Origin of the sequence: Soonwooa sp., from assembly GCF_032062245.1 — a bacterium.
In the GTDB taxonomy this organism is placed as follows: Bacteria; Bacteroidota; Bacteroidia; order Flavobacteriales; family Weeksellaceae; genus Soonwooa.
Genome location: NZ_DAMBQF010000002.1, coordinates 127,088 through 148,323 on the forward strand (window position 1 = coordinate 127,088; position 21,236 = coordinate 148,323).

19 protein-coding genes are annotated in these 21,236 nt (G+C 35.1%); 15 read left to right on the forward strand and 4 right to left on the reverse strand.

Going from position 1 to position 21,236, the window contains the following annotated elements; all coding sequences use genetic code 11:
- Window positions 1-4: 4 nt before the first annotated feature.
- The 10 genes from atpH (at window position 5) to RT037_RS02425 (ending at window position 12,474) form a co-directional block, all read left to right on the forward strand.
- Window positions 5-544 carry an ATP synthase F1 subunit delta gene (gene atpH, locus RT037_RS02380; protein ID WP_313027877.1) on the forward strand — a complete coding sequence of 180 codons (540 nt, stop codon included), beginning with the start codon at window positions 5-7 and terminating at the stop codon, window positions 542-544.
- Between the two features lie 17 nt (window positions 545-561).
- Complete coding sequence (gene atpA, locus RT037_RS02385) at window positions 562-2,139, forward strand: F0F1 ATP synthase subunit alpha (RefSeq protein ID WP_313027879.1); 1,578 nt, start codon at window positions 562-564, stop codon at window positions 2,137-2,139.
- An 89-nt stretch (window positions 2,140-2,228) separates the two neighbouring features.
- Entirely contained in the window at window positions 2,229-3,089 is an 861-nt protein-coding gene (gene atpG, locus RT037_RS02390) for an ATP synthase F1 subunit gamma (RefSeq protein ID WP_313027882.1), read from the forward strand.
- Window positions 3,090-3,297: 208 nt separating this feature from the next.
- Window positions 3,298-6,207, forward strand: a complete 2,910-nt coding sequence (locus RT037_RS02395; protein WP_313027884.1) for a histidine kinase — start codon at window positions 3,298-3,300, stop codon at window positions 6,205-6,207.
- Window positions 6,200-6,940: a LytTR family DNA-binding domain-containing protein gene (locus RT037_RS02400; RefSeq protein WP_313027887.1), complete on the forward strand. Its 741-nt coding sequence runs from the start codon at window positions 6,200-6,202 to the stop codon at window positions 6,938-6,940. The genes RT037_RS02395 and RT037_RS02400 overlap by 8 nt, the downstream gene beginning before the upstream one ends.
- Before the next feature lie 125 nt (window positions 6,941-7,065).
- On the forward strand, window positions 7,066-8,358 hold the full coding sequence (locus tag RT037_RS02405) for a cellulase family glycosylhydrolase (RefSeq protein ID WP_313027890.1): 1,293 nt from the start codon (window positions 7,066-7,068) through the stop codon (window positions 8,356-8,358).
- Window positions 8,359-8,564: 206 nt separating this feature from the next.
- Window positions 8,565-9,041 carry a T9SS type A sorting domain-containing protein gene (locus tag RT037_RS02410; RefSeq protein WP_313027892.1) on the forward strand — a complete coding sequence of 159 codons (477 nt, stop codon included), beginning with the start codon at window positions 8,565-8,567 and terminating at the stop codon, window positions 9,039-9,041.
- Between the two features lie 43 nt (window positions 9,042-9,084).
- Window positions 9,085-10,503, forward strand: a complete 1,419-nt coding sequence (locus RT037_RS02415) for a hypothetical protein (RefSeq protein WP_313027894.1) — start codon at window positions 9,085-9,087, stop codon at window positions 10,501-10,503.
- Window positions 10,504-10,702: 199 nt separating this feature from the next.
- A complete protein-coding gene (locus RT037_RS02420) occupies window positions 10,703-12,049 on the forward strand; it encodes a hemolysin family protein (RefSeq protein WP_079666357.1) in 1,347 nt (448 codons plus the stop codon).
- Window positions 12,050-12,171: 122 nt separating this feature from the next.
- Window positions 12,172-12,474 carry an ATP-dependent Clp protease adaptor ClpS gene (locus tag RT037_RS02425; protein ID WP_313027898.1) on the forward strand — a complete coding sequence of 101 codons (303 nt, stop codon included), beginning with the start codon at window positions 12,172-12,174 and terminating at the stop codon, window positions 12,472-12,474.
- 53 nt (window positions 12,475-12,527) lie between these two features.
- Here RT037_RS02425 and RT037_RS02430 read toward each other — a convergent pair whose 3' ends face one another.
- From RT037_RS02430 to RT037_RS02445, 4 genes are all read right to left on the reverse strand, one after another.
- Window positions 12,528-13,136 (reverse strand): DUF4230 domain-containing protein, encoded by a 609-nt coding sequence (locus RT037_RS02430; protein ID WP_313027901.1) that lies wholly within the window; start codon window positions 13,134-13,136, stop codon window positions 12,528-12,530.
- Window positions 13,123-13,695, reverse strand: coding sequence for a thioredoxin family protein (locus RT037_RS02435; RefSeq protein WP_313027904.1), 573 nt, complete (start codon window positions 13,693-13,695; stop codon window positions 13,123-13,125). The genes RT037_RS02430 and RT037_RS02435 overlap by 14 nt, the downstream gene beginning before the upstream one ends.
- A gap of 15 nt (window positions 13,696-13,710) precedes the next feature.
- Window positions 13,711-14,175 (reverse strand): nucleoside triphosphate pyrophosphohydrolase family protein, encoded by a 465-nt coding sequence (locus RT037_RS02440; protein ID WP_313027906.1) that lies wholly within the window; start codon window positions 14,173-14,175, stop codon window positions 13,711-13,713.
- Window positions 14,176-14,326: 151 nt separating this feature from the next.
- Window positions 14,327-15,451 (reverse strand): acyl-CoA dehydrogenase family protein, encoded by a 1,125-nt coding sequence (locus RT037_RS02445; protein ID WP_313027908.1) that lies wholly within the window; start codon window positions 15,449-15,451, stop codon window positions 14,327-14,329.
- A gap of 201 nt (window positions 15,452-15,652) precedes the next feature.
- Between RT037_RS02445 and RT037_RS02450 the strand changes: the two genes are divergently transcribed.
- From RT037_RS02450 to purF, 5 genes are all read left to right on the forward strand, one after another.
- Entirely contained in the window at window positions 15,653-17,485 is a 1,833-nt protein-coding gene (locus RT037_RS02450) for an endonuclease (RefSeq protein ID WP_312322165.1), read from the forward strand.
- Between the two features lie 137 nt (window positions 17,486-17,622).
- Window positions 17,623-18,228: a SatD family protein gene (locus tag RT037_RS02455; RefSeq protein WP_312322167.1), complete on the forward strand. Its 606-nt coding sequence runs from the start codon at window positions 17,623-17,625 to the stop codon at window positions 18,226-18,228.
- Window positions 18,225-18,926, forward strand: a complete 702-nt coding sequence (locus tag RT037_RS02460; protein ID WP_313027912.1) for a DUF3307 domain-containing protein — start codon at window positions 18,225-18,227, stop codon at window positions 18,924-18,926. The genes RT037_RS02455 and RT037_RS02460 overlap by 4 nt, the downstream gene beginning before the upstream one ends.
- A gap of 61 nt (window positions 18,927-18,987) precedes the next feature.
- On the forward strand, window positions 18,988-19,707 hold the full coding sequence (gene purC, locus RT037_RS02465) for a phosphoribosylaminoimidazolesuccinocarboxamide synthase (protein ID WP_312323207.1): 720 nt from the start codon (window positions 18,988-18,990) through the stop codon (window positions 19,705-19,707).
- Window positions 19,708-19,726: 19 nt separating this feature from the next.
- A complete protein-coding gene (purF, locus tag RT037_RS02470) occupies window positions 19,727-21,235 on the forward strand; it encodes an amidophosphoribosyltransferase (protein WP_409529538.1) in 1,509 nt (502 codons plus the stop codon).
- Window position 21,236: the final 1 nt, after the last annotated feature.

Genomic DNA, 21,236 nt, shown 5'->3' on the forward strand with positions numbered 1-21,236 from the left:
AACAATGCTAACATCTAAAGTTGCAAAAAGATACGCACAGGGTCTTCTTGAGTTTACACAAGAAGCTGGCAGTACAGATGCAGTCTTCACAGAGATGCAATATGTGGTGAAAATCATGTCTCAATCAAAAGAGTTAAACCAATTCTTGGATACACCTTTTATTGATGCTAAAAAGAAGATTGAAGTTGCTGGAGAAGTTTTTAAAGCTTTTTCACCTGTTGCACAAAATCTTATTAAATTGACCATTAAGAAAGGACGTGAGTCTCAACTTAAAAATATTGCTCAAGAATTTATTAACAAAGTTGAAGATATCAGAGGGACAAAACGTGTATCTCTAACATCTGCTACAGCTTTGTCAAGAGAGACAGTTACAGACATCCTTAAGGCTTCTCAATTGGTTCCAAGCAATACAGATTTCGAAGTAGAAAGCATTATCAATCCAGAGATCTTGGGAGGATATATCCTAAGAGTTGGTGATAAGCAAATCGACGCTTCTGTGAAAACAAAACTTAATAACATTAAGAAAGAATTTCAACTTAATTAAGAAAAAACAACCATAAAATGGCAGAAATAAATCCAGCAGAAGTATCGGCGATACTGAAGCAACAATTAGCAAATTTCGATACGCAATCTAACGTAGAGGAAGTAGGTACTGTACTTTCTATCGGTGATGGTATTGCACGTGTTTACGGTTTAGAAAACGTACAATACGGAGAATTGGTAAAATTCGAAAGTGGTGTTGAAGGTATTGTATTGAACCTTGAAGAAGACAACGTTGGTGTTGCTCTACTTGGAGAATCAAAACTTGTAAAAGAAGGAGATACTGTTAAAAGAACTAACACTATTTCTTCTATCAAAGTAGGAGAAGGTATGTTAGGAAGAGTTGTTGACACATTGGGTAACCCAATCGACGGTAAAGGTCCTATCACAGGAGATCTTTACGACATGCCTCTTGAAAGAAAAGCACCAGGTGTTATCTATAGACAACCAGTAACTGAACCTTTGCAATCAGGTATCGTAGCAATTGACTCAATGATTCCTGTAGGTAGAGGACAAAGAGAGCTTATCATTGGTGACCGTCAAACTGGTAAAACTACCGTTGCTATTGACACCATCATCAACCAAAAAGAATTCTATGATGCTGGGAAACCAGTATACTGTATCTATGTTGCAATCGGACAAAAAGCGTCTACAGTTGCGCAAATCGTACAAACATTAACAGATAAAGGCGCAATGGCTTATACAGTTGTTGTTGCTGCTAACGCTTCGGATCCAGTTCCGATGCAGGTATATTCTGCTATGGCAGGAGCTTCTATTGGTGAGTTCTTCAGAGACACCGGTCGTCCAGCATTAATCGTTTATGATGATTTATCAAAACAAGCCGTTGCTTACCGTGAGTTGTCTTTGCTATTAAGAAGACCACCAGGACGTGAGGCTTATCCAGGAGACGTATTCTACCTTCACTCAAGATTGTTAGAAAGAGCTGCTAAAGTTATTGCCGACGATACAATTGCATCTCAAATGAACGACCTTCCAGAATCTCTAAGACCATTAGTAAAAGGTGGAGGATCTTTAACAGCACTTCCAATTATCGAAACGCAAGCGGGTGACGTATCTGCATATATCCCAACTAACGTAATTTCCATTACAGATGGACAGATTTTCTTGGAGTCAGACTTGTTCAACTCTGGGGTTCGTCCAGCAATTAACGTAGGTATCTCTGTATCTCGTGTTGGTGGTAACGCACAGATCAAAGCAATGAAAAAAGTATCTGGTACTTTGAAGCTTGACCAAGCGCAATACAAAGAACTTGAAGCTTTTGCTAAATTCGGTTCAGATCTAGATGCTTCTACACTTGCAGTTATCGGAAAAGGTGAAAGAAATGTGGAGCTTCTTAAGCAACCAGTTAACTCACCACTTCCAGTAGAAAATCAAATTGCGATGATCTACGCTGGTACAGAAAACTTGTTAAAAAATATCCCAATTGATAAAGTTAAAGAATTCATCGTTGAGTACGTTGAGTTCCTTAAAAACAAACACCCAGAAGTTATGTCAGCGCTTAAAGCTGGTAAAATCGATAACGATATCACTGGTGTGTTAAAGCAAGTTGCTACAGATTTATCTGCAAAATATAATTAATAAAAATTAGTTGATGGTTTTTGGTTGATAGTTGATGGAAATTTCTAAGACTAACAACCAACAACCGACAACCAACAACTAAATACAATATGGCAAACTTAAAAGAAATTAGAGGCAGAATTACGTCCATCTCATCTACGATGCAGATTACTAGCGCGATGAAAATGGTTTCCGCAGCGAAACTAAAGAAAGCGCAAGATGCTATCGTAATGCTAAGACCTTATTCTGAAAAGCTTCAAGAAATTATAGAAAACGTTAGCTCTAGCTCTGACTCCGAAAATGTTTCAGAATACGCAGTAGCACGCGAAGTGAAGAATGTTCTTTACATCGTTGTTACTTCTAACAGAGGTCTTGCTGGTGCTTTCAACTCTTCGGTTATTAAAGAACTTAACCATCAGCTTTCTAACAACCAAAATCACAATGTTGAGATTATCACGATTGGTAAAAAAGTATACGATGCGGTTAGAAGAAACAAAACAGTTTTCGAAAATCACAGTTCTTTGTATGATAACCTTTCTTTTGAGAATGTTGCTAAAATGACTCAAAAAATAATGGATGATTATAAGACTGGTAAATTTGATAAAGTTTATCTAGTGTATAACAAATTCATTAATGCAGCAACTCAAGAGGTTGTAACAGAGCAAGTACTTCCTATCGCAATGCCTGAGAAAACATCAGAAATTAATGTTGATTATGTTTTTGAACCAGGAAGACAAGAGATTCTTGAAACTTTGATTCCTAAGTCTATCAAGACGCAAGTATACAAAGGTATTCTAGATTCTGTAGCTTCTGAGCATGGTGCGCGTATGACTGCGATGCACAAAGCTACTGATAACGCGGAAGCTTTGAGAAATGAGCTTAAAATATTCTATAATAAAGCTCGTCAAGCTGCCATTACAAACGAAATCCTTGAGATCGTTTCGGGAGCTGAAGCGCTTAAAAATAGTTAATTAAAGTTAATAGTTAGTTTGGTAAAACGCATCGGAGAGCAATCTTCGATGCGTTTTTTGTTGGTCAAAACCCACCATACGACAACCCAAACTCACCATTCGACAATCGGCATCGCCTTGTGTAAGCTAATTGTTGATATTTGTTTAGTAGAATTTAGATTTTGCAAAAATTGCTTAATTTCCTTTCGAAAACACCAATGTCGACAAAATGCTAGCAAGATTATTATTTTTCTTGATACCGATTTTCTATTTATCTCAGTCTGTTTATCGGACTGAGTTAGTGCAATATACCGATGGATTGCCGTCTGATAAAGTGTTTGGTACTTTCAAAAAAGATAATTTCCTGTATATCTACACCCAAAAAGGGATTTCTGTCTATGATGCTTATGTTTTCGTTCCGCATAAAGATATTTCGTCATCGGTCTATTTTGCAACCACCGATCAACAAAGTATTTTCTTGGAAGAAACGGGAAAAGGCTTAATAAAACTAAATAATGTCCATAGTAAATTAGAGATTTTATATCCAGTTAATTTTCGAGATAGTAATCCTAACAACGATCATTTCGAAAATATTTTTTATTATGAAGATAAAGTTTGGTCGACAGATTTTAATCATGTTAAATATTTTGATTTAAAAACTAAAAAACAAAAAAGCTTTTTAATTGATAAAAAAAATAAGGATTTAAAATTTAATTTTCAATTTATACCAAGTAAGAAAGGCTTGTTGATGTTTTCTAAGTTTGGGATTTTTGAGTGGGATAGATCTTTGGATAAAATATCTTTGGTTAAACGAGAAAATATCAATAGCGCAACACAATTAGGCAACGATATTTTTGTGACGTCACCCGACGCTTGGCTCGGAAAGCTTGATGAGCAATCCGTTATTCCTAAGCAAGTGCTTTTGACGACTTCTGCAAAGTTTGTCCAACAGCCGATTTCTAATAACTTGTTGGCTTTTTATGATGAACATCAAGTCTCTACTTTCGATGTTAAAAGCAATAAAACTCAGACGATTGTCCAAAGTCTCGAAACGATAAATCATGTTTTTTACGATTCAGAAACTGGAATTTTTTGGGTGTCAACCAACAACGGACTTCTTAAAGTTTTTAAAGAACAAAACAAAATTCTGAGTATTAATCTTAACAAACCTGTTCCCAAAATTATCGCTGATATTGTAGAAGATCCACTCGGGCAAGTGTGGTTTGCAGATCAACAACAGTTGATTTATCGTGAAAATATAGATAAGCAAATTGAGACTTTTCCAATATCTGGGACGCCGACACGTTTGTCTATCGATGGGCAAATGCTGTATGTTGCGACGGATGTTGGGATCTTTAGAAAGAAAATAAATGATAATGAGCCATTTGAAAAAATAATTACGAGTGAGAATTATAAAGCGAAGCTTGCTAAGGTTTGGGATTCTAAAATTTGGGTACTTCCAGATTCTGGACCAATTAGGGTTTATGATTTGTTGAGTTTGAAAGAATTACCAACATTTTTAAATAATAATAAAAGCTTTTTTAGCATCAATTTATTTAATGATTTGGTGACAAAAGGCGATAAAATGTGGCTTGCAAGTTGGATGCCTCAGGATTTTGGGATTTCTTATTTTGATAAAAAATCGAAAGCTTTTCAACAAATTACTAAAATTAAAAATAATCATGATTCTTTTATTGCGGATTATTACAATCGCGTAGCTTTTTTGCAAAATGGAAATGTGATTTTTTCGGCCTACGGCGGATGGAATATCGTTAATCCTGATGGCGTTATTGTAAAGTCGATGAACACTAGAGAATTCAAAATCGGGAATGATAATATCCAAGGCATTGCGCAAGATTCTAAAGCCAATATTTGGTTCGGAAGTGGAGAAGGTCTGTATCAATTCAATCTTAAAAATGATAAGACGATTCGGCTTTCCAAAATTGATGGTTTAGCTTCCAATGACGTTACACAAGCCTTTTGTTTGACAAAAGATGATTGGTTGTATTTCTCAAGCGAGTATAATGTTCAAAAAATTTATCTGAAAACGATTCTTCGTACTGAGTTAATCAATGTTTTAAAATTGACAAGTATTAAAGCCAATAATGAGAATTTAGATTTTGGAGAAAATGAAGTTTTAAAGTTTAAAGAAAAAGAACTCAATCAATTGGATTTTCATTTTTCTGCATTAAATTTTGCTGACAGAGACAAGCTTATCTATCGATACAGAATTAACAATGAAGAATGGACTTATCTCGGAAACGAACCAAAAATTAGCCTTGTAAAGCCTGTTGCAGGAGATTATCTTGTCGAAGTCCAAGTGGGCGACAATCTCGGGAATATCCAACCAAGAACTTTGAAGTTTAAGTTTTATATTTCAGCACCATTTTATAAAACGTGGTGGTTTTGGTTGTTAAGTCTTTTGTTGGTGGCAATTATGACATTTAGATTCACTTATTTTTTAGTTCAACAAGAAAAACAAAAAGGTATTCTAAAAAAACGTGCCAAAGAAAATGAAAACAAAATGTTGCGATCGCAGATGAATCCTCATTTTTTGTTCAATTCGCTTAATTCGATTAACAGTTTTATCATTCAGAATAAAGACAAAGAAGCGAGTAGATATTTGACATCATTTTCAAAATTGATGCGCAAGATTCTCGATAATTCGCAGAAAGAAACGATTAGTCTGAAAGAGGAATTAGAGGCGACAAAACTTTATCTTGATCTCGAAGCAGTACGAATGGAGCATAAATTTGATTATAATATGATGATTTCTGACGACATGGAACCAGAAGAAGTCAGTATTCCGCCGCTTATTTTGCAACCTTTTTTAGAAAATGCAATTTGGCATGGTATCAATCATAAAAATGGAAAAGGACATTTGGAAATTAGATTTTCGCGTGATGTTGATAATTTTGAGATGATTGTTATCGAGATCGAAGATGACGGTGTCGGCCGAAAAAAAGCCGCTGAGATTAGAAAATCTTCGACGCACAAATCTTATGGTTTAGAAATTACCAAAGGCCGAATTCTTGGTTTGGACAAAAGAAATCAAGTTGATATTCTTGATTTATACGACGAAAACTCAGTCGGAATAGGAACAAAAGTATTAATCAAAATAATGAATAGACATGATTAAAACTATTATTTTGGATGATGAGAAACATTGCCTTATCACCTTAGAACATCTTCTTAAACAGGTTGATGATGTCGAGATATTGGCGATTTTGCAAGACAGTCGCGAAGCGAAAGCAGCAATAGATAGCTTAAAACCAGATATTGTTTTTCTGGATATCGAAATGCCAAATCTTACAGGTTTTGAAGTTTTGGAACAGTTTGAATCTTTTGATTTTAAATTCGTTTTTACGACGGCTTACAATCAATATGCGATTAAAGCTTTGAAAATGAGTGCGCTAGATTACCTTCTAAAACCTATTTCTGTGGAAGATATTCAGGAACTTTTAGAAAGATTTCGACAGGATCAACTCTTTGTTTCAAAAGAACAATTGAGTAATGTTTATAAATTTGATAAAGAAAAAATCCAAGATAGGATTGCGCTATCGGTGCAAGAAGGCTTATTGTTTGTGATGATCGAAGATATTATGTATGTAGAGGCTAGTGGTTCTTATTGCAATATCGTGATGAAAGATCAAACCAAACACCTTATTAGTAAAGGAATTTCGATGTTTGAAGAAGTGTTGAGCGATCAACCAAATTTTTTCCGAGCGCACAAATCTTACATTATTAATTTGAAATTTGTTAAACAATATATTCGTGGAGATGGCGGCGAAATCGTGATGAATGACGGAAAATTCGTCAACATCAGTCGTGCGAAAAAGACAGAATTTCTCAATCTTTTCCAAAAGATATAAAATGAGATTGGTGGGCAAAATCTCACCATTCGACAACTGAAACTCGCCATTCGACAATTGGCAGTCAAATACTTACAGATTAATGTTGACATTTGGATTATCATAAAACAAATAAAATATTAATTATGAAAACAAAAATTACATTATTTGCTGCGATGATAGTGTTTGCATTTTCCCAAGCACAGTATCTAAAAGTTGAAGGCAAAACTTTAAAAACAGCCAACGGCACACCTCTCATCCTAAAGGGAATGAATTATTCAATCTTGGATGATGGCGATGTAGACTTTAACGTGGCTTCCACTTACCAAACCAAAATTAACGAGTTTGTAAAAACTGGAGCCAATGCTATCAGAATACCTTGGAATACCAATGGTGTGCATTGGAGAGATGTAAATGCACCAGGAACATTACAATCTTATATTGACAACGGAAAATTAGCAGCATTTATCGATTATTGCACTAGTAAAGGACTTTACACAATTTTGGAAATTCATGATCTAACTTGTTCTAATGATTGGCCAACTTTCAACAACAAGATTATGAGTTTTTGGAAACAAACTGCCATCAAAAATATTATAAATGCGCGCCAAGATCGTGTGATTATTAACATCGCCAACGAGTTTGGGAATGATACCGCTTGGGGTGGTAACACAACAGATTTTACTAACAATTATGCAGCAGCAGTTGCTAGCTTAAGAACAGAAGGTTATAAAGTCCCAATTATGATCGATGCGCCAGATTGTGGTATGGCGTCTACTACCTTGGTTAACAATTCTGCAGCGACTATTTACAATGCCGATAATCTTAAAAATGTCATTTTTTCTGCGCACACTTATTGGGTAGGTTATGCAAATAACAATGCAGCAATTGATGCTAAAATGTTGGAAATGAAAAATAGTCCATATTATTTCTTTCTAGGTGAAATTGCGAATATTCAGGATGCTAATGCTTGTGGAGATACGGATATCAATCATATTTATAAACGAGTTTTGACAAAAGCCTGCGAATATGGCATCGGATGGTTGGCTTGGAGTTATTATAAAGATTGTGCAGCGCAACGTCAAGTGACAACAACAGGTATGTTTGCTAACCTAACCACTTATGGAAATGATATTGTCAACAATTCTGTATACGGATTAAAGTCAACAACTTGTTACAGTACGTTAGCCGTAGGTAACCAAATGCTGGATATGAAAGGCGTGCGAATCGTTCCAAATCCTGTTAAAGATGATTTCAAAATTGAGTCTGACAAAAAAGTATTGTCTGTTCAAGCCTTTGACTTTAGCGGGAAACTTTTAAAACTAAAAACAACTGATAACCATGAATTCAAGATTCAAGCTTCTACAAGTGTCGTTAATCTAAAAATAAAACTAGAAGACGGCAGCGAAGTGACGAAGAAGTTAATCATTGAGAAGTAATGTTTTCATTATGAGTCTTCGGATTCGACTATTGTGTGTCGCTGCAGAAGCGGTTAAGTTAAAGCTGAAAAATAGTTTAATCTCAATCTGCAGCGACTTTCTAAATCATTCTACGAGTTTTCATTAATGAAATTTCAACAATCAATTCAGGTTTGTGAAAAGGATGAAAGATGCTAGAATTTATTTAAACTTTTAAAAATTAACCCATGAAAAAAAAACAATTATTAATAATGATTGTGCTATTGATTTCTTCTAAAGGAATTGCGCAACAATCGTTCAACGCTAGTGGTGGCAGTACCAATGGCGCATCTGGAAGTATCGCTTTTTCGATTGGTCAAGCTTTTACTAAAAGTACTTTTACAAGCACCTTTTCTGCAACGGAAGGCGTTCATCAAGCTTACGAAATTTCGAATTTGGGCGTTGACGATAATCCTTCGATTGTTCTAGAAATGAAAGTCTATCCCAATCCCACCTCATCCATTCTATTCTTGAATTTTGCAGATTTTGCCAAAAGAAGTTCCTCTTATGAACTTTTCGACACGTCTGGAAAAATGATTAGAAATGCTAAAATTCAAAGCAAAGAGTCACAAATTGATTTGCAGCAAAGTCCTTCGGGAATATATATCTTGAAAGTTTCAGCTGAAAATGTCGTGTTGAAAACATTTAAAATCATCAAAAAGTAATTTACCAAATCATTAAAAAATAACAACTAAAAACAACATAACCATGAAAAATTTTACTCTTAAAGTGCTTGCGATTTTTATTCTTTTGCTTTTCCAAGGAATTTATGCGCAATCACCGAATCTCATTAGTTATCAAGCGATCGTAAGAGGCGCAGGAAATGCACTTGCCGCTAATAAAAGTATCGGGGTGAAAGTAAGCATTTTGCAAACTTCCGCATCTGGAACTGTGGTTTACCAGGAATCATTCACCCCAAATCCAACGACAAATGCAAACGGTCTACTTACTTTGCAAATTGGTTCTGGAACTCCAATTACCGGCACTTTAGCTGGAATTAACTGGAACACAGGTCCCTATTTTGTAAAAACGGAAATTGATCCGAACGGCGGAACTGCTTATTCACTTATATCAACTTCTCAACTATTAAGTGTTCCTTATGCATTGAGCGCAAAAACTGCACAATCTGTTGCAGGAATTTCAGGAACCGTGAATAAAATTTCTAAATTTTCACCAACTGGAACACAGCTGGGAGATTCACAAATAAGTGATGATGGCAGCGCAGTTGGTATTGGTACGAATTTACCAAGCTATAAACTAGATGTTGTACATGGAGGTTTAACCGGAATTAGAAACAAATCCACCTCAAGTTACTCTTTAATAGATATTGATGCTTTTAATGGAGATGCAGCACTGCGTTTTGCAAAAAATGGTGTAAGACAATGGAATATTAGAAATAATCCCGCAAACGACAACCTGCAAGTTTTTGAATTAGAAGGTGGTGGTGAAAGATTAACTATTGAAAATACCACGGGAAATGTGGGAATTAACATGAGTACACCAACTGCTCGTCTTCATGTGGGAGGAAATTTCACAGCAACAGGAGTAAAAGCGTTTACAATTGATCACCCATTAGATCCTGAAAACAAAATTCTTCGCCATTTTTCAATAGAGAGCAACGAAGTTCTGAATATCTACAGTGGAAATGCAAAAACTGATGCAAACGGGAAAGCAACCGTAAAATTACCAGATTATTTTGGTACCATCAATAAGGATTTCAGATATCAGTTAACAGTGATCGGAACTTTTGCACAGGCAATTATTTCTAAAAAAATATCCGACAACCAATTCGAAATCAGTACCAATCAACCTAATGTCGAAGTAAGCTGGGAAGTGAAGGGGGTACGAAACGATCCTTACATGCAAAATGTTAATACCTTGAAAGCCGAAGAAGCAAAGCCTGCGAACATGATTGGGAAATACATCGAACCAAAAGCCTATAAATTTCCTGAAAACAGAGGAATCAACTTTAACAGTTCGAAGAGTGATGAAGGATCTTTGAGTTCAAAAACTAAAGTATCAGCAAATCAAAAAGCTGTACAAAATTCTGGAGGCAGCCTTGAACAACCTAAACCAAAATCTGTTCAGAACAAAGCAAAAACTACCGGCAAAGAAAGTATCAATTAGTATTTTGAGAAGTTTTTTACATAATAATGAAAGGGGATTCGTTGAGAAACGGATTCCTTTTTTTATTGTGCTCTGAATTTTTGTTAAGTTCTAAAAAAAACCATAATGAGTTGAAATTTAATTTCATCAACCATTTGGTTTCAAAACTTCTACAATCAATTTTTTAACTATCTTTGCCAAAATATTTTTAAAATTCTAAATGGACCCCGATAGTTTAGTCAAACTTCTTATTGCGCTATTATTAGTGCTACTCAATGGCTTTTTCGTAGCCGCAGAATTTTCAATCGTTAAAGTACGTTACTCTCAAATCCAGCTAAAAGCGGCGGAAGGTAACAAAATGGCAAAACAAGCCGAACACATCATCAAGCATCTTGATGAGTATCTATCAGCGACGCAGCTTGGTATTACCCTCGCTTCACTAGCTTTAGGTTGGGTAGGAGAAAGTGCTTTGCATCATATTATCGAAGATGCTTTTCATTATTTTGGTTTAGACATTTCTCAGACAACCATTACAACAATTTCAGTTGTTTGTAGTTTTATGTTAATTACAATTATGCACATTGTTTTTGGAGAATTAGTTCCGAAATCTATTGCGATTCGTAAGTCCGAACCTACAACTTTCTTCATTGCAACGCCACTTCGTTTGTTTTATAATATTTTCAAACCATTTATTTGGTTAATGAATTCATTATCAAATGGTTTTTTACGATTAATCAACATCAATCCAGCAACGGATCAAGATATTCACTCAACCGAAGAATTGCAACTTTTAGTAAAGCAAAGTGCCGACAGTGGCGAAATCCAAGAGGAGAACTACGAGATTATCAAAAACGCTTTTGACTTTACAGATCATAACGCAAAACAAATTATGATTCCAAGACAGAACATCGTTTCTGTAGATATCGAGGACGATCGCGAAGAGATTATCAACCAATTAATGGAAAGTGGATATTCTCGTATCCCTGTCTATGAAGGCTCCATCGATAATATTATTGGTATTTTTTATACTAAAGAAATTATCCGAGAATATATCAAAAGCAAAGGCGAATTGTCGCATGATGATCTTAAACGATTGATGCGTGAAGCTTACTTTGTGGTTGGTAGTAAAAAAATATCGGATTTGCTTAAAATTTTCCAACAGAAAAAACAACATTTAGCAGTTGTTATTGATGAGTTTGGTGGTACAGAAGGTATTATCACGTTGGAAGATATTTTGGAAGAATTGGTTGGCGAAATCCAAGATGAGGAAGATGAAGAAGAGAAAATCGTTGATGAAGTTGCAAACAATGTGTATTGGGTGCAAGCGACGCAGCCTTTGGAAGAAATTAATGAGTTTTTACCAAAACCTTTCCCAGCTTCAGAAGAAGCAGATTATAACACTTTAGCTGGATTTATCTTGAAAGAGCTAGAGGATATTCCAGAGGAAAACCAAGAGTTTGATTGTAACGATTATCATATCAAAATTCTGAAAATGCAAAATAAAAGTGTAGAAGTTGTCGAACTCATCTACACACCGCACGAGCCAGATTTTGATGTGGAAGCTTAATAATTTTAAACCAAAAAGATTTATTGTAAACTAACGTTTTTTTGAGAACTAAGTTTCAATAATATTTAAATAAAACTATTTTGCTTTTTTATGGTTTTAAATGAAATTTTAAATTTTAAAAAATGAAAATCTATAATCACGATTCTTTTGATAAACCGCAACGCCAGTACGAAAAAGACGTTTTGGTTTTGGAAAAAGAAGATGAAATCTATAAGTTGGTTTTATATAATGACGATGTTAATACATTCGATTTTGTAACGGATTGCCTTATTGAGATTTGTAAACATACGTTAGAACAAGCCGAACAATGTACAATGTTAGTGCATTACAAAGGGAAATGTACAGTGAAAACTGGCGATTTGGATTTGTTAAAACCAATGAATCAAATGTTGTCCGAACGTGGATTAACCTGCGAAATTTTATAAACAAATTAATTTTAAACATAACAAAAAGTCCCGAAATTTCGGGACTTTTTGTTTTATAAATCAGGAAGTTTGATTGTGTTAGTTCGGTCTTCAATTTTATAATTGAGTGCTTTTGCGAGAACAAAAATCTCGTTAAGATTATCGATCAACTGTTTGTTACCTTCTTGTTTTAGTTTGGTATAATCAATGTTTTTCTCCATGTTTTTCTTCGCAGAATCCATAATGCCATTGATATCAGCTTGGCTAAAACGGTTGATGGCGTAATCGTCCATAAAGTGGATTTTAACATCAGGAAAAACTTTTATATCCGCTTGTGGAAGCGCATCGATAACCAATTTTTTATTAACAGTGTCGACATCTATTTTCATCTTTTTTAAGTCGTAAGAAACCTGCGCTTTTGCAGTGGTGTAAAGCACCATTTCTTTTGGAAGAACATCATAACCACCAATCGAAAAAGCCTTGCTTTTATGCGTTTGGAAGCTAGAAAAATCCTGTTCCATAACCACCATTTTGTTCATTTTGGTGATTTGGTTGGTTAGTAGATAATAATCTTTATTGATGACCGCCGCTTCTTCTTTGTGGCAGCCTTTCCACGCTAATAGACAAAAAATGGTTAGAAGAATTCCAACCACAAAAGATAATATTGTATTAATATTTTTCATTAACCTCTGGTGCTAATTTGGTTTGACCTTTCTTTTTTAAAATATTTAAGAGATCTTTTTCCAAGAACCCAGATTCAGGATATTCAATAATTCTGCCAACTTCGTTTCCATATTTTTTAACGATAAAAGTAGGTACTCTTTGGATGTTAAAAAGTCCTTCTTCACCATTTGGAGATTCCTTTTTGCGATTAACAGCGATAATTTGGATTTTGTTATGATTAACACCCGCTGCATCCATAATTTTCATAAAACGAGGGAATTCTCGATGACTATCGCCACACCAAGTTCCTAAAAATACGATGTAAGAATAACCCGAAACCTTCTCTTTTTTAAGCGCTTTTAAGCTTTCTTCATCTATTTTGTAATCGTTGTATTCTTTGTCATACCAATCCGAAAATGGTTCTTTTTTAAACTGTTCCAAAGTCTGTTCGCCTAATAAAATTTTGCCGTCAGACTGTGTGTCGACTTCGCGGTTAACGACAACTTTTTGTGCGATACAACTTTGTATGCTTAATGCTAAAGCGCCAAATAACATTAGTTTTGAAATTGATTTTATCATCTTTTTGTTTTTTAATTAAGACAGAATAGACTTAAGGTCAGCAGGGGAGTAGTTGATGCTTTTCAAGACTTTGTTGTCTTCTTTACGATAAACATTATATTTTTCGCCCGATTTTTCGAAGAAAACATCAACACCTTTGTCTTGATAATTTTTGACTGTTGCTTCTGCTTCTTCCTCTGTAGAGCAAGCTTTTGACATGTTAGAACGTTGTACCTCGTTGAAAAGTTCCACAAATTTGTCACCCATTCCGAATTCTAAAACCGCGCCAGAAAGTACATATTGAAGGTCGCAAAGTGCATCTGCAATTTCTACCAAATCATTATCAGCAATCGCTTGTTTTAGCTCGTTAAGTTCTTCTTGCAAAAGACTTACTCTTAACTCACAACGCTCTTTTGATGGGATTTGTGGCGTGTCCAAAATTGGAGCTTTAAAGGTTTTATGGAATTCTCCTACTTGGTTCAAGCTATCTATTTTGTCCATTTTTTTATAAAAGTTTAAGCAAATATAATGATTAAGGTGCAAAGAAAAAGACCGAAACAATTTTCCGGTCTTTATTTTTATTTAAAATCTTTTGGTTTCAGTTTACAATCATAGAATTATAAATCAATACTCGTAGATAAAAAATGTATTTCTATTTTGTGATATCTCTTCCGATAACCAATCTTTGGATTTCTGAAGTCCCTTCACCAATTGTACAAAGTTTAGAATCTCTGTAGAATTTCTCAGCTGGGAAGTCTTTAGTATAACCGTAACCACCGAAGATTTGAACCGCGTTATTAGAGATTCTTACACAAGCTTCAGATGCATAAAGTTTTGCCATTGCGCCTTCTTTAGTCATTGGTTTTTTAGCCATTTTTAAAGTTGAAGCTCTTTGAATCAAAAGTTCCGCTGCATCGATTTCTGTTGCCATATCAGCTAACATAAAATTAATCGCTTGGAATTCTGCAATCGCTTTCCCGAATTGTTGTCTTTCTTTAGCGTATTTAAGAGCAGATTTGTAAGCGCCTCTCGCAATTCCTAAAGATAAGGCAGCGATAGAAATTCTACCACCATCCAAGATTTTCATCGCTTGTTTGAAACCTTCTCCAACTTCGCCCAATCTGTGAGAATCTGGTACACGTACATTATCAAAAATAAGCTCAGCTGTTTCTGATGCGCGCATTCCTAATTTATTTTCTTTTTTACCAGAAGAGAAACCTGGCATTCCTTTTTCTAAAACGAAAGCTGTAGAATTATTTTTAGCGCCTTTTTCTCCTGTTCTTGTCATAACAACAGCAATATCACCAGAAATTGCGTGTGTGATGAAGTTTTTAGCACCATTGATAACCCACTCGTCACCATCTTTAACAGCAGTCGTTGACATCCCTCCCGAGTCAGATCCTGTGTTGTGCTCTGTAAGTCCCCAAGCACCGATAACTTTACCTGAAGCTAGTTGTGGAAGCCATTTCATACGTTGTTCTTCGTTCCCGAATTCGTAGATGTGGTTAGTACAAAGAGAATTGTGCGCTGCTACAGACAGTCCAATTGATGGATCAACTTGAGAAATTTCGTCTAAAATTGCTACATACTCGTGATATCCAAGTCCAGAACCTCCGTATTGTTCAGGAATAATAATTCCCATAAATCCCATTTCGCCTAGTTGGTGGAATAGATCTTTTGGAAAAGTTTGACTTTCGTCCCATTCCATAATATTTGGGCGGATATTTTTTTCTGCAAATTCTCTAGCCGTTTCAGCGACCATTTTTAAGTTGTCCATAGTTGTGCTGTCCATATTAATTTATTGAGACCCAAATATAACTTAATTTAGAAAGGAGACAAAATTTTTCTTTTTAATGCTTAAGGTTTACTTATTAAAGTATTAGCAGTTAGTTTATTAGCTTTTAATAATATATTAATAATGTGTTTCAGTTTTGCAATAGATAATTATTTATCTTTAGCGCCCTTATAATTTTAGAGTATGAAAAAACTTTATTTTGGATTATTAATTCTACCAAGTTTGTTTTTTGGTCAAACAGGTGATTATTACAATGGTACCGAAAATCTTTCTGGTTATCAATTAAAATCAAAACTACACGACATTATTTCTGCCAAACCTATTAGTTGGAATTATGGTGATTTGCAAACGTTCTATGCGACGACAGATGTAGATCGTTATTACGAAAAGGATGAAAGTTTGTTGGATATGTATTCTGAAATTCCGACTGGTCCAGATGCTTATGTATACAATTTTAGTCAAATGATTGGCTCCGCTAATGCCGAAGGTCTTGGCTGGAATCGTGAGCATGTTATGCCTCAAAGTTCCTTCAATAGCAATTATCCAATGTATTCGGATTTATTTTTTGTGATTCCGACGGATGCAAGAATCAATCAGTTGAGAAGTAATTATCCGTACGGAACAGTGGGATCAACAATTTTTCATACTTTTACGAATACTTCAAAAATTGGTAATATTGCAGTACCAAACGCAACTTATACAGGTCGAGTTTACGAACCAATTAACGAGTTTAAAGGTGATATAGCTAGGTCTTTACTTTATTTTGCTGTTCGTTATGAAGGTAAGTTGGGCAGTTTTAATTTTGATACAACCGCAGATCCTACAAAAGATCAAAACCCTTTGAATGGTAGCGAGGAGCAAGCTTTCGAAAAATGGTACATCCAGATGTTGATTAATTGGCATAATCTAGATCCTGTTTCGCAAAAAGAAATTGATCGTAACAATTACGTTTATCAAATTCAGAAAAATAGAAATCCTTTTATCGATCACCCAGAATGGGTTAATTCAATTTGGAATCAAACTATTGCGACAACTGCGCCACAAGCGGTTTCGGATTTAGTAACAACCAAAACTTCTGCGTATTTTGCTAGTTTGCAATGGACACCAAGTCAAGATCCAACGGTTATCGGTTACGAAGTTTACCAAGACGGAACTTTAATCGGTAAAACTTCTTCTAATAAATATGTTGCCGATCGTTTAACACCGTTAACGACTTATAACTTCAGCGTTATTGCATATAATAATGCTTATTTGAAAAGTTCTCAAAGTAATATGCTGTCAATAACGACTTTGGAAAATGATGCCTATGCGAGCGATTTGATGATTGATAAATATATCGAGGGGACGTCTAATAATCGTGCTTTAGAAATTAAAAACCTTACTGGACACGATATCGATCTCAAAAATTATCGTTTATCTGCGCAATATAAAAGTGGTACAAACTATTATTTTGAAAAGCCACTAGAATTAGAAGGAATTCTGCCGCATGGTCAAAGTTTTGTCGCAATTAATCCTAATGCCACTTTGTCGTGTTATCCAACAGAAAATGCAAGATTCCAATCGGCGTCGCCAGCTTTGACATTTTCGGGTTATAATTATGTAGAGCTTAACTACAAAAATTTTCCTGTTGATGCGATTGGTAATAAAGGAATGGATAATACGAATACGGATAAATCTTTATACCGTTTGGCAAGTGTTAAAAATCCGACCAAAACTTATGATGACGCAGAGTGGCAATCTTATCCAAAAGATTATTGTCAAAATTTAGGATCCTTGGCATCACAAAATGTTAGTTTATTGGCGAACACAAGCATCTATCCAAATCCAGTTTCAGATATTTTGAATGTTAAATCAGATCATGTTATTGCTAATTTCCAGATTTTAGATTCTATGGGAAGATTGGTGAAATCAGGAACTTTGAATGCTAAAAATGCTTCTTTAAATGTCGCTAATCTGTCTGCTGGTGTGTATTTCTTAAAATTGGATGACAAAGTTCAGCAGTTTATTAAGAGATAAGCTATTTCGCTAATATGTTATAAATATAAGTTATTTTGCTAATATTTATTGATTATAATGTTTTTCGCTAATGTTTTAATTTATAAGCTTTTTGTATTATATTTTAAAATATTAGCGATTTTTATTATATTTGCATTATGAAAGCGGTAATCACAGGCGATATTATTGACTCTCAAAAATTCGGGGCAGAAGTTTGGTACAAAGCTTTGCAAGAGATTTTTGAAGGGAAAACTTCGCAAGAATGGGAAAACTACCGCGGCGACGAGTTTCAGTATCTTATTCCAAATGCTGAAGATGCTTTTCTAGAGTTTTTAAAAATAAAAGCTGGCATCAAAAAAATCCAGGATTTAGACGTTCGTATTTCGATTGGTTTGGGAGATCAAAATTTTGTCGCTGATAAAGTGTCACAAAGTAACGGCAGCGCTTTTGTCAATTCTGGACGTAATCTTGAACGTATAAAAGCCGAAAAAATAAATCTTCATATCGCGTCAGAAAAGCCAGAACTCGATGCTCAACTTAATCTGATTTTTAAATGGGTGAGTTTAACCGTTGATAGTTGGAGTGTGATGTCGGCAGAAATCGTTGATTTGTTTTTAAATAAAAAAGACATCAACCAAGACGAAGCTGCGAAGTTACTTAACTTGACACAATCCTCCATTAGCCAACGTCTAAAACGCGCTAACTACGATCTTTTGATGGAAACCGAAGCTTATTATCGACAACTAATCTCTCAGCAAAAATGATTTTTTTACCACTCATATTGGCTCATTTACTCGGAGATTTCGTCTTCCAGCCAAATGCGTGGGTTAACGATAAAGAGCAAAAAAAATTAGCAAGTCTATATTTGTACATTCATGTATTGGTGCACACAATTTTGAGTTTCGTATTTCTTTGGAATCTCAATTATTGGTGGATTGCATTGGTTGTTGGCGCGACACATTTTGTAATTGATGCCGCGAAACTTCAGTTTCAAAAACCTAAAAATAAACGATTATGGTTTTTCATCGACCAATTTTTACATATTGCAGTAATAATTGCTTTAAGTTTAATCATTCAACAAAATATAGATTGGAGTATTATCTTTAATGAAATCAATCTCAAACTCTTTACAGCAGCTGTTTTCCTAACGACGCCTTGTTCGATTATTATTAAATTAATGATAAGTTTTTGGACGCCCAATCCGCAAGATAAAGATTCCGTTCAGACAGATTCTTTAGCCAACGCAGGCAAATATATTGGAATTTTGGAACGATTAATGGTTTTCGTTTTTATAGTTGTTAATCATTGGGAAGGTGTGGGTTTTATGATTGCGGCGAAGTCGGTTTTTAGATTTAGCGATTTGGCACAAGCTAAACAACGGAAACTGACAGAATATGTATTAATAGGGACTTTATTAAGTTTTGGAATCGCAATCTTAACGGGAATTTTGGTTCAGATTTAAACCAATTATTTCCGTAAATTTGTATAGAAATAAATTAAAAGTAAAAAAGTAAAAAGAATAAATGGAAAAGAAAGAAATGCTTTATGAAGGTAAAGCAAAACAGGTTTTCGCAACAGACAAAGCAGATGAGGTTATTGTAAGATACAAAGATGATGCAACAGCTTTCAATGCACAAAAGCGTGGTTCTTTCGCTAGAAAAGGCGAATTAAACAATGCTATTTCAACTTTAATTTTCGAATATTTAGCAAAAAATGGAATCCCGACACACTTTATCGAAAAGCTTGGTGATATCGAGCAATTGGTGAAAAAAGTGGACATTATTCCGTTGGAAATGGTGGTGCGTAACTATGTTGCGGGAAGTATGGCGCAACGTCTTGGTGTTGAAGAAGGTCTTAAATCGCCAGTGACTATTTTTGATCTTTGCTACAAAAAAGACGAGTTAGGAGATCCGCTAATCAACGATCATCACGCTGTATTTTTGGGCGCTGCATCTTATGATGAACTTAAAGAAATGTACGCTTTAACGGACAAAATCAACCAATTGTTGATTGCGCTATTTGATAAAATGAATATTATCCTTGTCGATTTTAAAATCGAATTGGGAAAAACTTCGGACGGAAAAATCGTTTTAGCAGACGAAATCTCACCAGATACTTGTCGTCTTTGGGATAAAGATACGATGAAGAAGTTGGACAAAGACCGTTTCAGAAGAGATCTTGGAGAAGTTACAGAAGCTTATGAAGAGATATATGATCGATTACAAAAAGCAGTTAATTCATAAGTTCTATAGAAATTAAAAAATGAATTTACAATTTCAAAACTTCAGTTCGTTACCAAAATATGCGTTTCAGAATCGCTATAACGAATTCGAAGAATTAAAAAATCAAGAACCAGAAGCTGGCGCTTATCCGTTTGACAAAATGGAAGAAGAATGCGGGATTTTTGGTTTGGTTTCCGACGAAAATACAGACACATTTTCGTTATCACAATTTGGACTTTTTGCATTGCAACATCGTGGGCAAGAAGCTTGCGGAATTACCGTTGGTAACGATGGGAAAATGTATTCTATAAAAGATGAAGGTTTGGTTTTGGATGTTTTTAAAACCATCGAAAATCCCGAAACTTTCATGGGAAATTGTGTTATCGGTCACACGCGTTACACGACAGCGGGCGACAAAAAAAAATACAATTATCAACCTTTCTTTGCAAAGAACGAATATGATCAAATTATCTTATCCATCGCGCACAACGGAAATCTGACCAACGCCAAACAACTCAAAAAAGAGTTGGAGGAAGAAGGTGTGGTGTTCCGTGCGACTTCGGATTCTGAGGTTATTTTAAGATTAATTCAGAAAAACCTAGATCTTGGACTTCGTGGTGCGATTAAAGCGACGATGGAAAAGATTGAAGGTGCTTATTCTGTAGTTGGTGTTACTCGAAATAAATTCTTTGCGTTCCGTGATTTTAACGGTATTCGACCTTTGGTTTTAGGAGCGATTGACGAAAAAACTTTTGTTGTGGCATCAGAATCTTGTGCTTTGGATGGTGTTGGTGCACAATATGTGCGTGATATTCTTCCAGGCGAAATCGTCTATACAAGCGATAACGAAAAAGGACTTCAATCTTATTTGGTTAAAGAAAATTGCACAAACAGAATTTGCTCTTTCGAATATATTTATTTTGCGCGTCCAGACTCGATGTTGGAAGGCATCAATGTGCACGAAGTTCGTGAGAAATCAGGTATGAAAATCTGGGAACAAGCGCCTGTTGAAGCGGATGTAGTGATTGGTGTTCCAGATTCTGGTGTTCCTGCTGCAATTGGTTTTGCGAAAGCTTCGGGAATCCCTTTCCGTCCAGTGTTGATCAAGAATCGTTATATCGGGAGATCATTTATTATTCCGTCGCAAGAGATGCGCGAGCATTATGTTAATCTTAAATTAAATCCAATTGTTTCCGAAATTAAAGACAAGTGTGTTGTGATTATCGACGACTCGATTGTTAGAGGAACAACGTCCAAACGTCTGGTTAAAATTTTGAAAAAAGCAGGTGTTAAGGAAATTCACTTTAGAAGTGTTTCCCCACCAATTATTGCGCCTTGTTTTTTAGGAATCGATACGCCGACTAAAGATGATTTAATCTCAGCAAATATGACCAAAGATGAACTTAGAGATTATCTAGAAGTTGATAGTTTGGAGTTTTTGTCTGTTCCTAATTTGCAAGATATTTTAGGATCTAAGAATCATTGTTTTGGATGTTTCACAGAAAAGTATCCTGTTGAAAAACCAGTAGAAGAAGATTTATTCCAATAAT

Coding starts and splice junctions, on each gene's coding strand:
- RT037_RS02420 (WP_079666357.1), top strand. CDS start 10,703: ATGGACCCCGATAGTTTAGTCAAACTTCTTATTGCGCTATTATTAGTG.
- RT037_RS02430 (WP_313027901.1), bottom strand. CDS start 13,136: ATGAAAAATATTAATACAATATTATCTTTTGTGGTTGGAATTCTTCTA.
- RT037_RS02440 (WP_313027906.1), bottom strand. CDS start 14,175: ATGGACAAAATAGATAGCTTGAACCAAGTAGGAGAATTCCATAAAACC.
- RT037_RS02445 (WP_313027908.1), bottom strand. CDS start 15,451: ATGGACAACTTAAAAATGGTCGCTGAAACGGCTAGAGAATTTGCAGAA.
- RT037_RS02450 (WP_312322165.1), top strand. CDS start 15,653: ATGAAAAAACTTTATTTTGGATTATTAATTCTACCAAGTTTGTTTTTT.
- RT037_RS02435 (WP_313027904.1), bottom strand. CDS start 13,695: ATGATAAAATCAATTTCAAAACTAATGTTATTTGGCGCTTTAGCATTA.
- atpA (WP_313027879.1), top strand. CDS start 562: ATGGCAGAAATAAATCCAGCAGAAGTATCGGCGATACTGAAGCAACAA.
- atpG (WP_313027882.1), top strand. CDS start 2,229: ATGGCAAACTTAAAAGAAATTAGAGGCAGAATTACGTCCATCTCATCT.
- RT037_RS02405 (WP_313027890.1), top strand. CDS start 7,066: ATGAAAACAAAAATTACATTATTTGCTGCGATGATAGTGTTTGCATTT.
- purF (WP_409529538.1), top strand. CDS start 19,727: ATGAATTTACAATTTCAAAACTTCAGTTCGTTACCAAAATATGCGTTT.
- RT037_RS02455 (WP_312322167.1), top strand. CDS start 17,623: ATGAAAGCGGTAATCACAGGCGATATTATTGACTCTCAAAAATTCGGG.
- RT037_RS02410 (WP_313027892.1), top strand. CDS start 8,565: ATGAAAAAAAAACAATTATTAATAATGATTGTGCTATTGATTTCTTCT.
- RT037_RS02400 (WP_313027887.1), top strand. CDS start 6,200: ATGATTAAAACTATTATTTTGGATGATGAGAAACATTGCCTTATCACC.
- RT037_RS02395 (WP_313027884.1), top strand. CDS start 3,298: ATGCTAGCAAGATTATTATTTTTCTTGATACCGATTTTCTATTTATCT.
- purC (WP_312323207.1), top strand. CDS start 18,988: ATGGAAAAGAAAGAAATGCTTTATGAAGGTAAAGCAAAACAGGTTTTC.
- RT037_RS02415 (WP_313027894.1), top strand. CDS start 9,085: ATGAAAAATTTTACTCTTAAAGTGCTTGCGATTTTTATTCTTTTGCTT.
- RT037_RS02425 (WP_313027898.1), top strand. CDS start 12,172: ATGAAAATCTATAATCACGATTCTTTTGATAAACCGCAACGCCAGTAC.
- RT037_RS02460 (WP_313027912.1), top strand. CDS start 18,225: ATGATTTTTTTACCACTCATATTGGCTCATTTACTCGGAGATTTCGTC.
- atpH (WP_313027877.1), top strand. CDS start 5: ATGCTAACATCTAAAGTTGCAAAAAGATACGCACAGGGTCTTCTTGAG.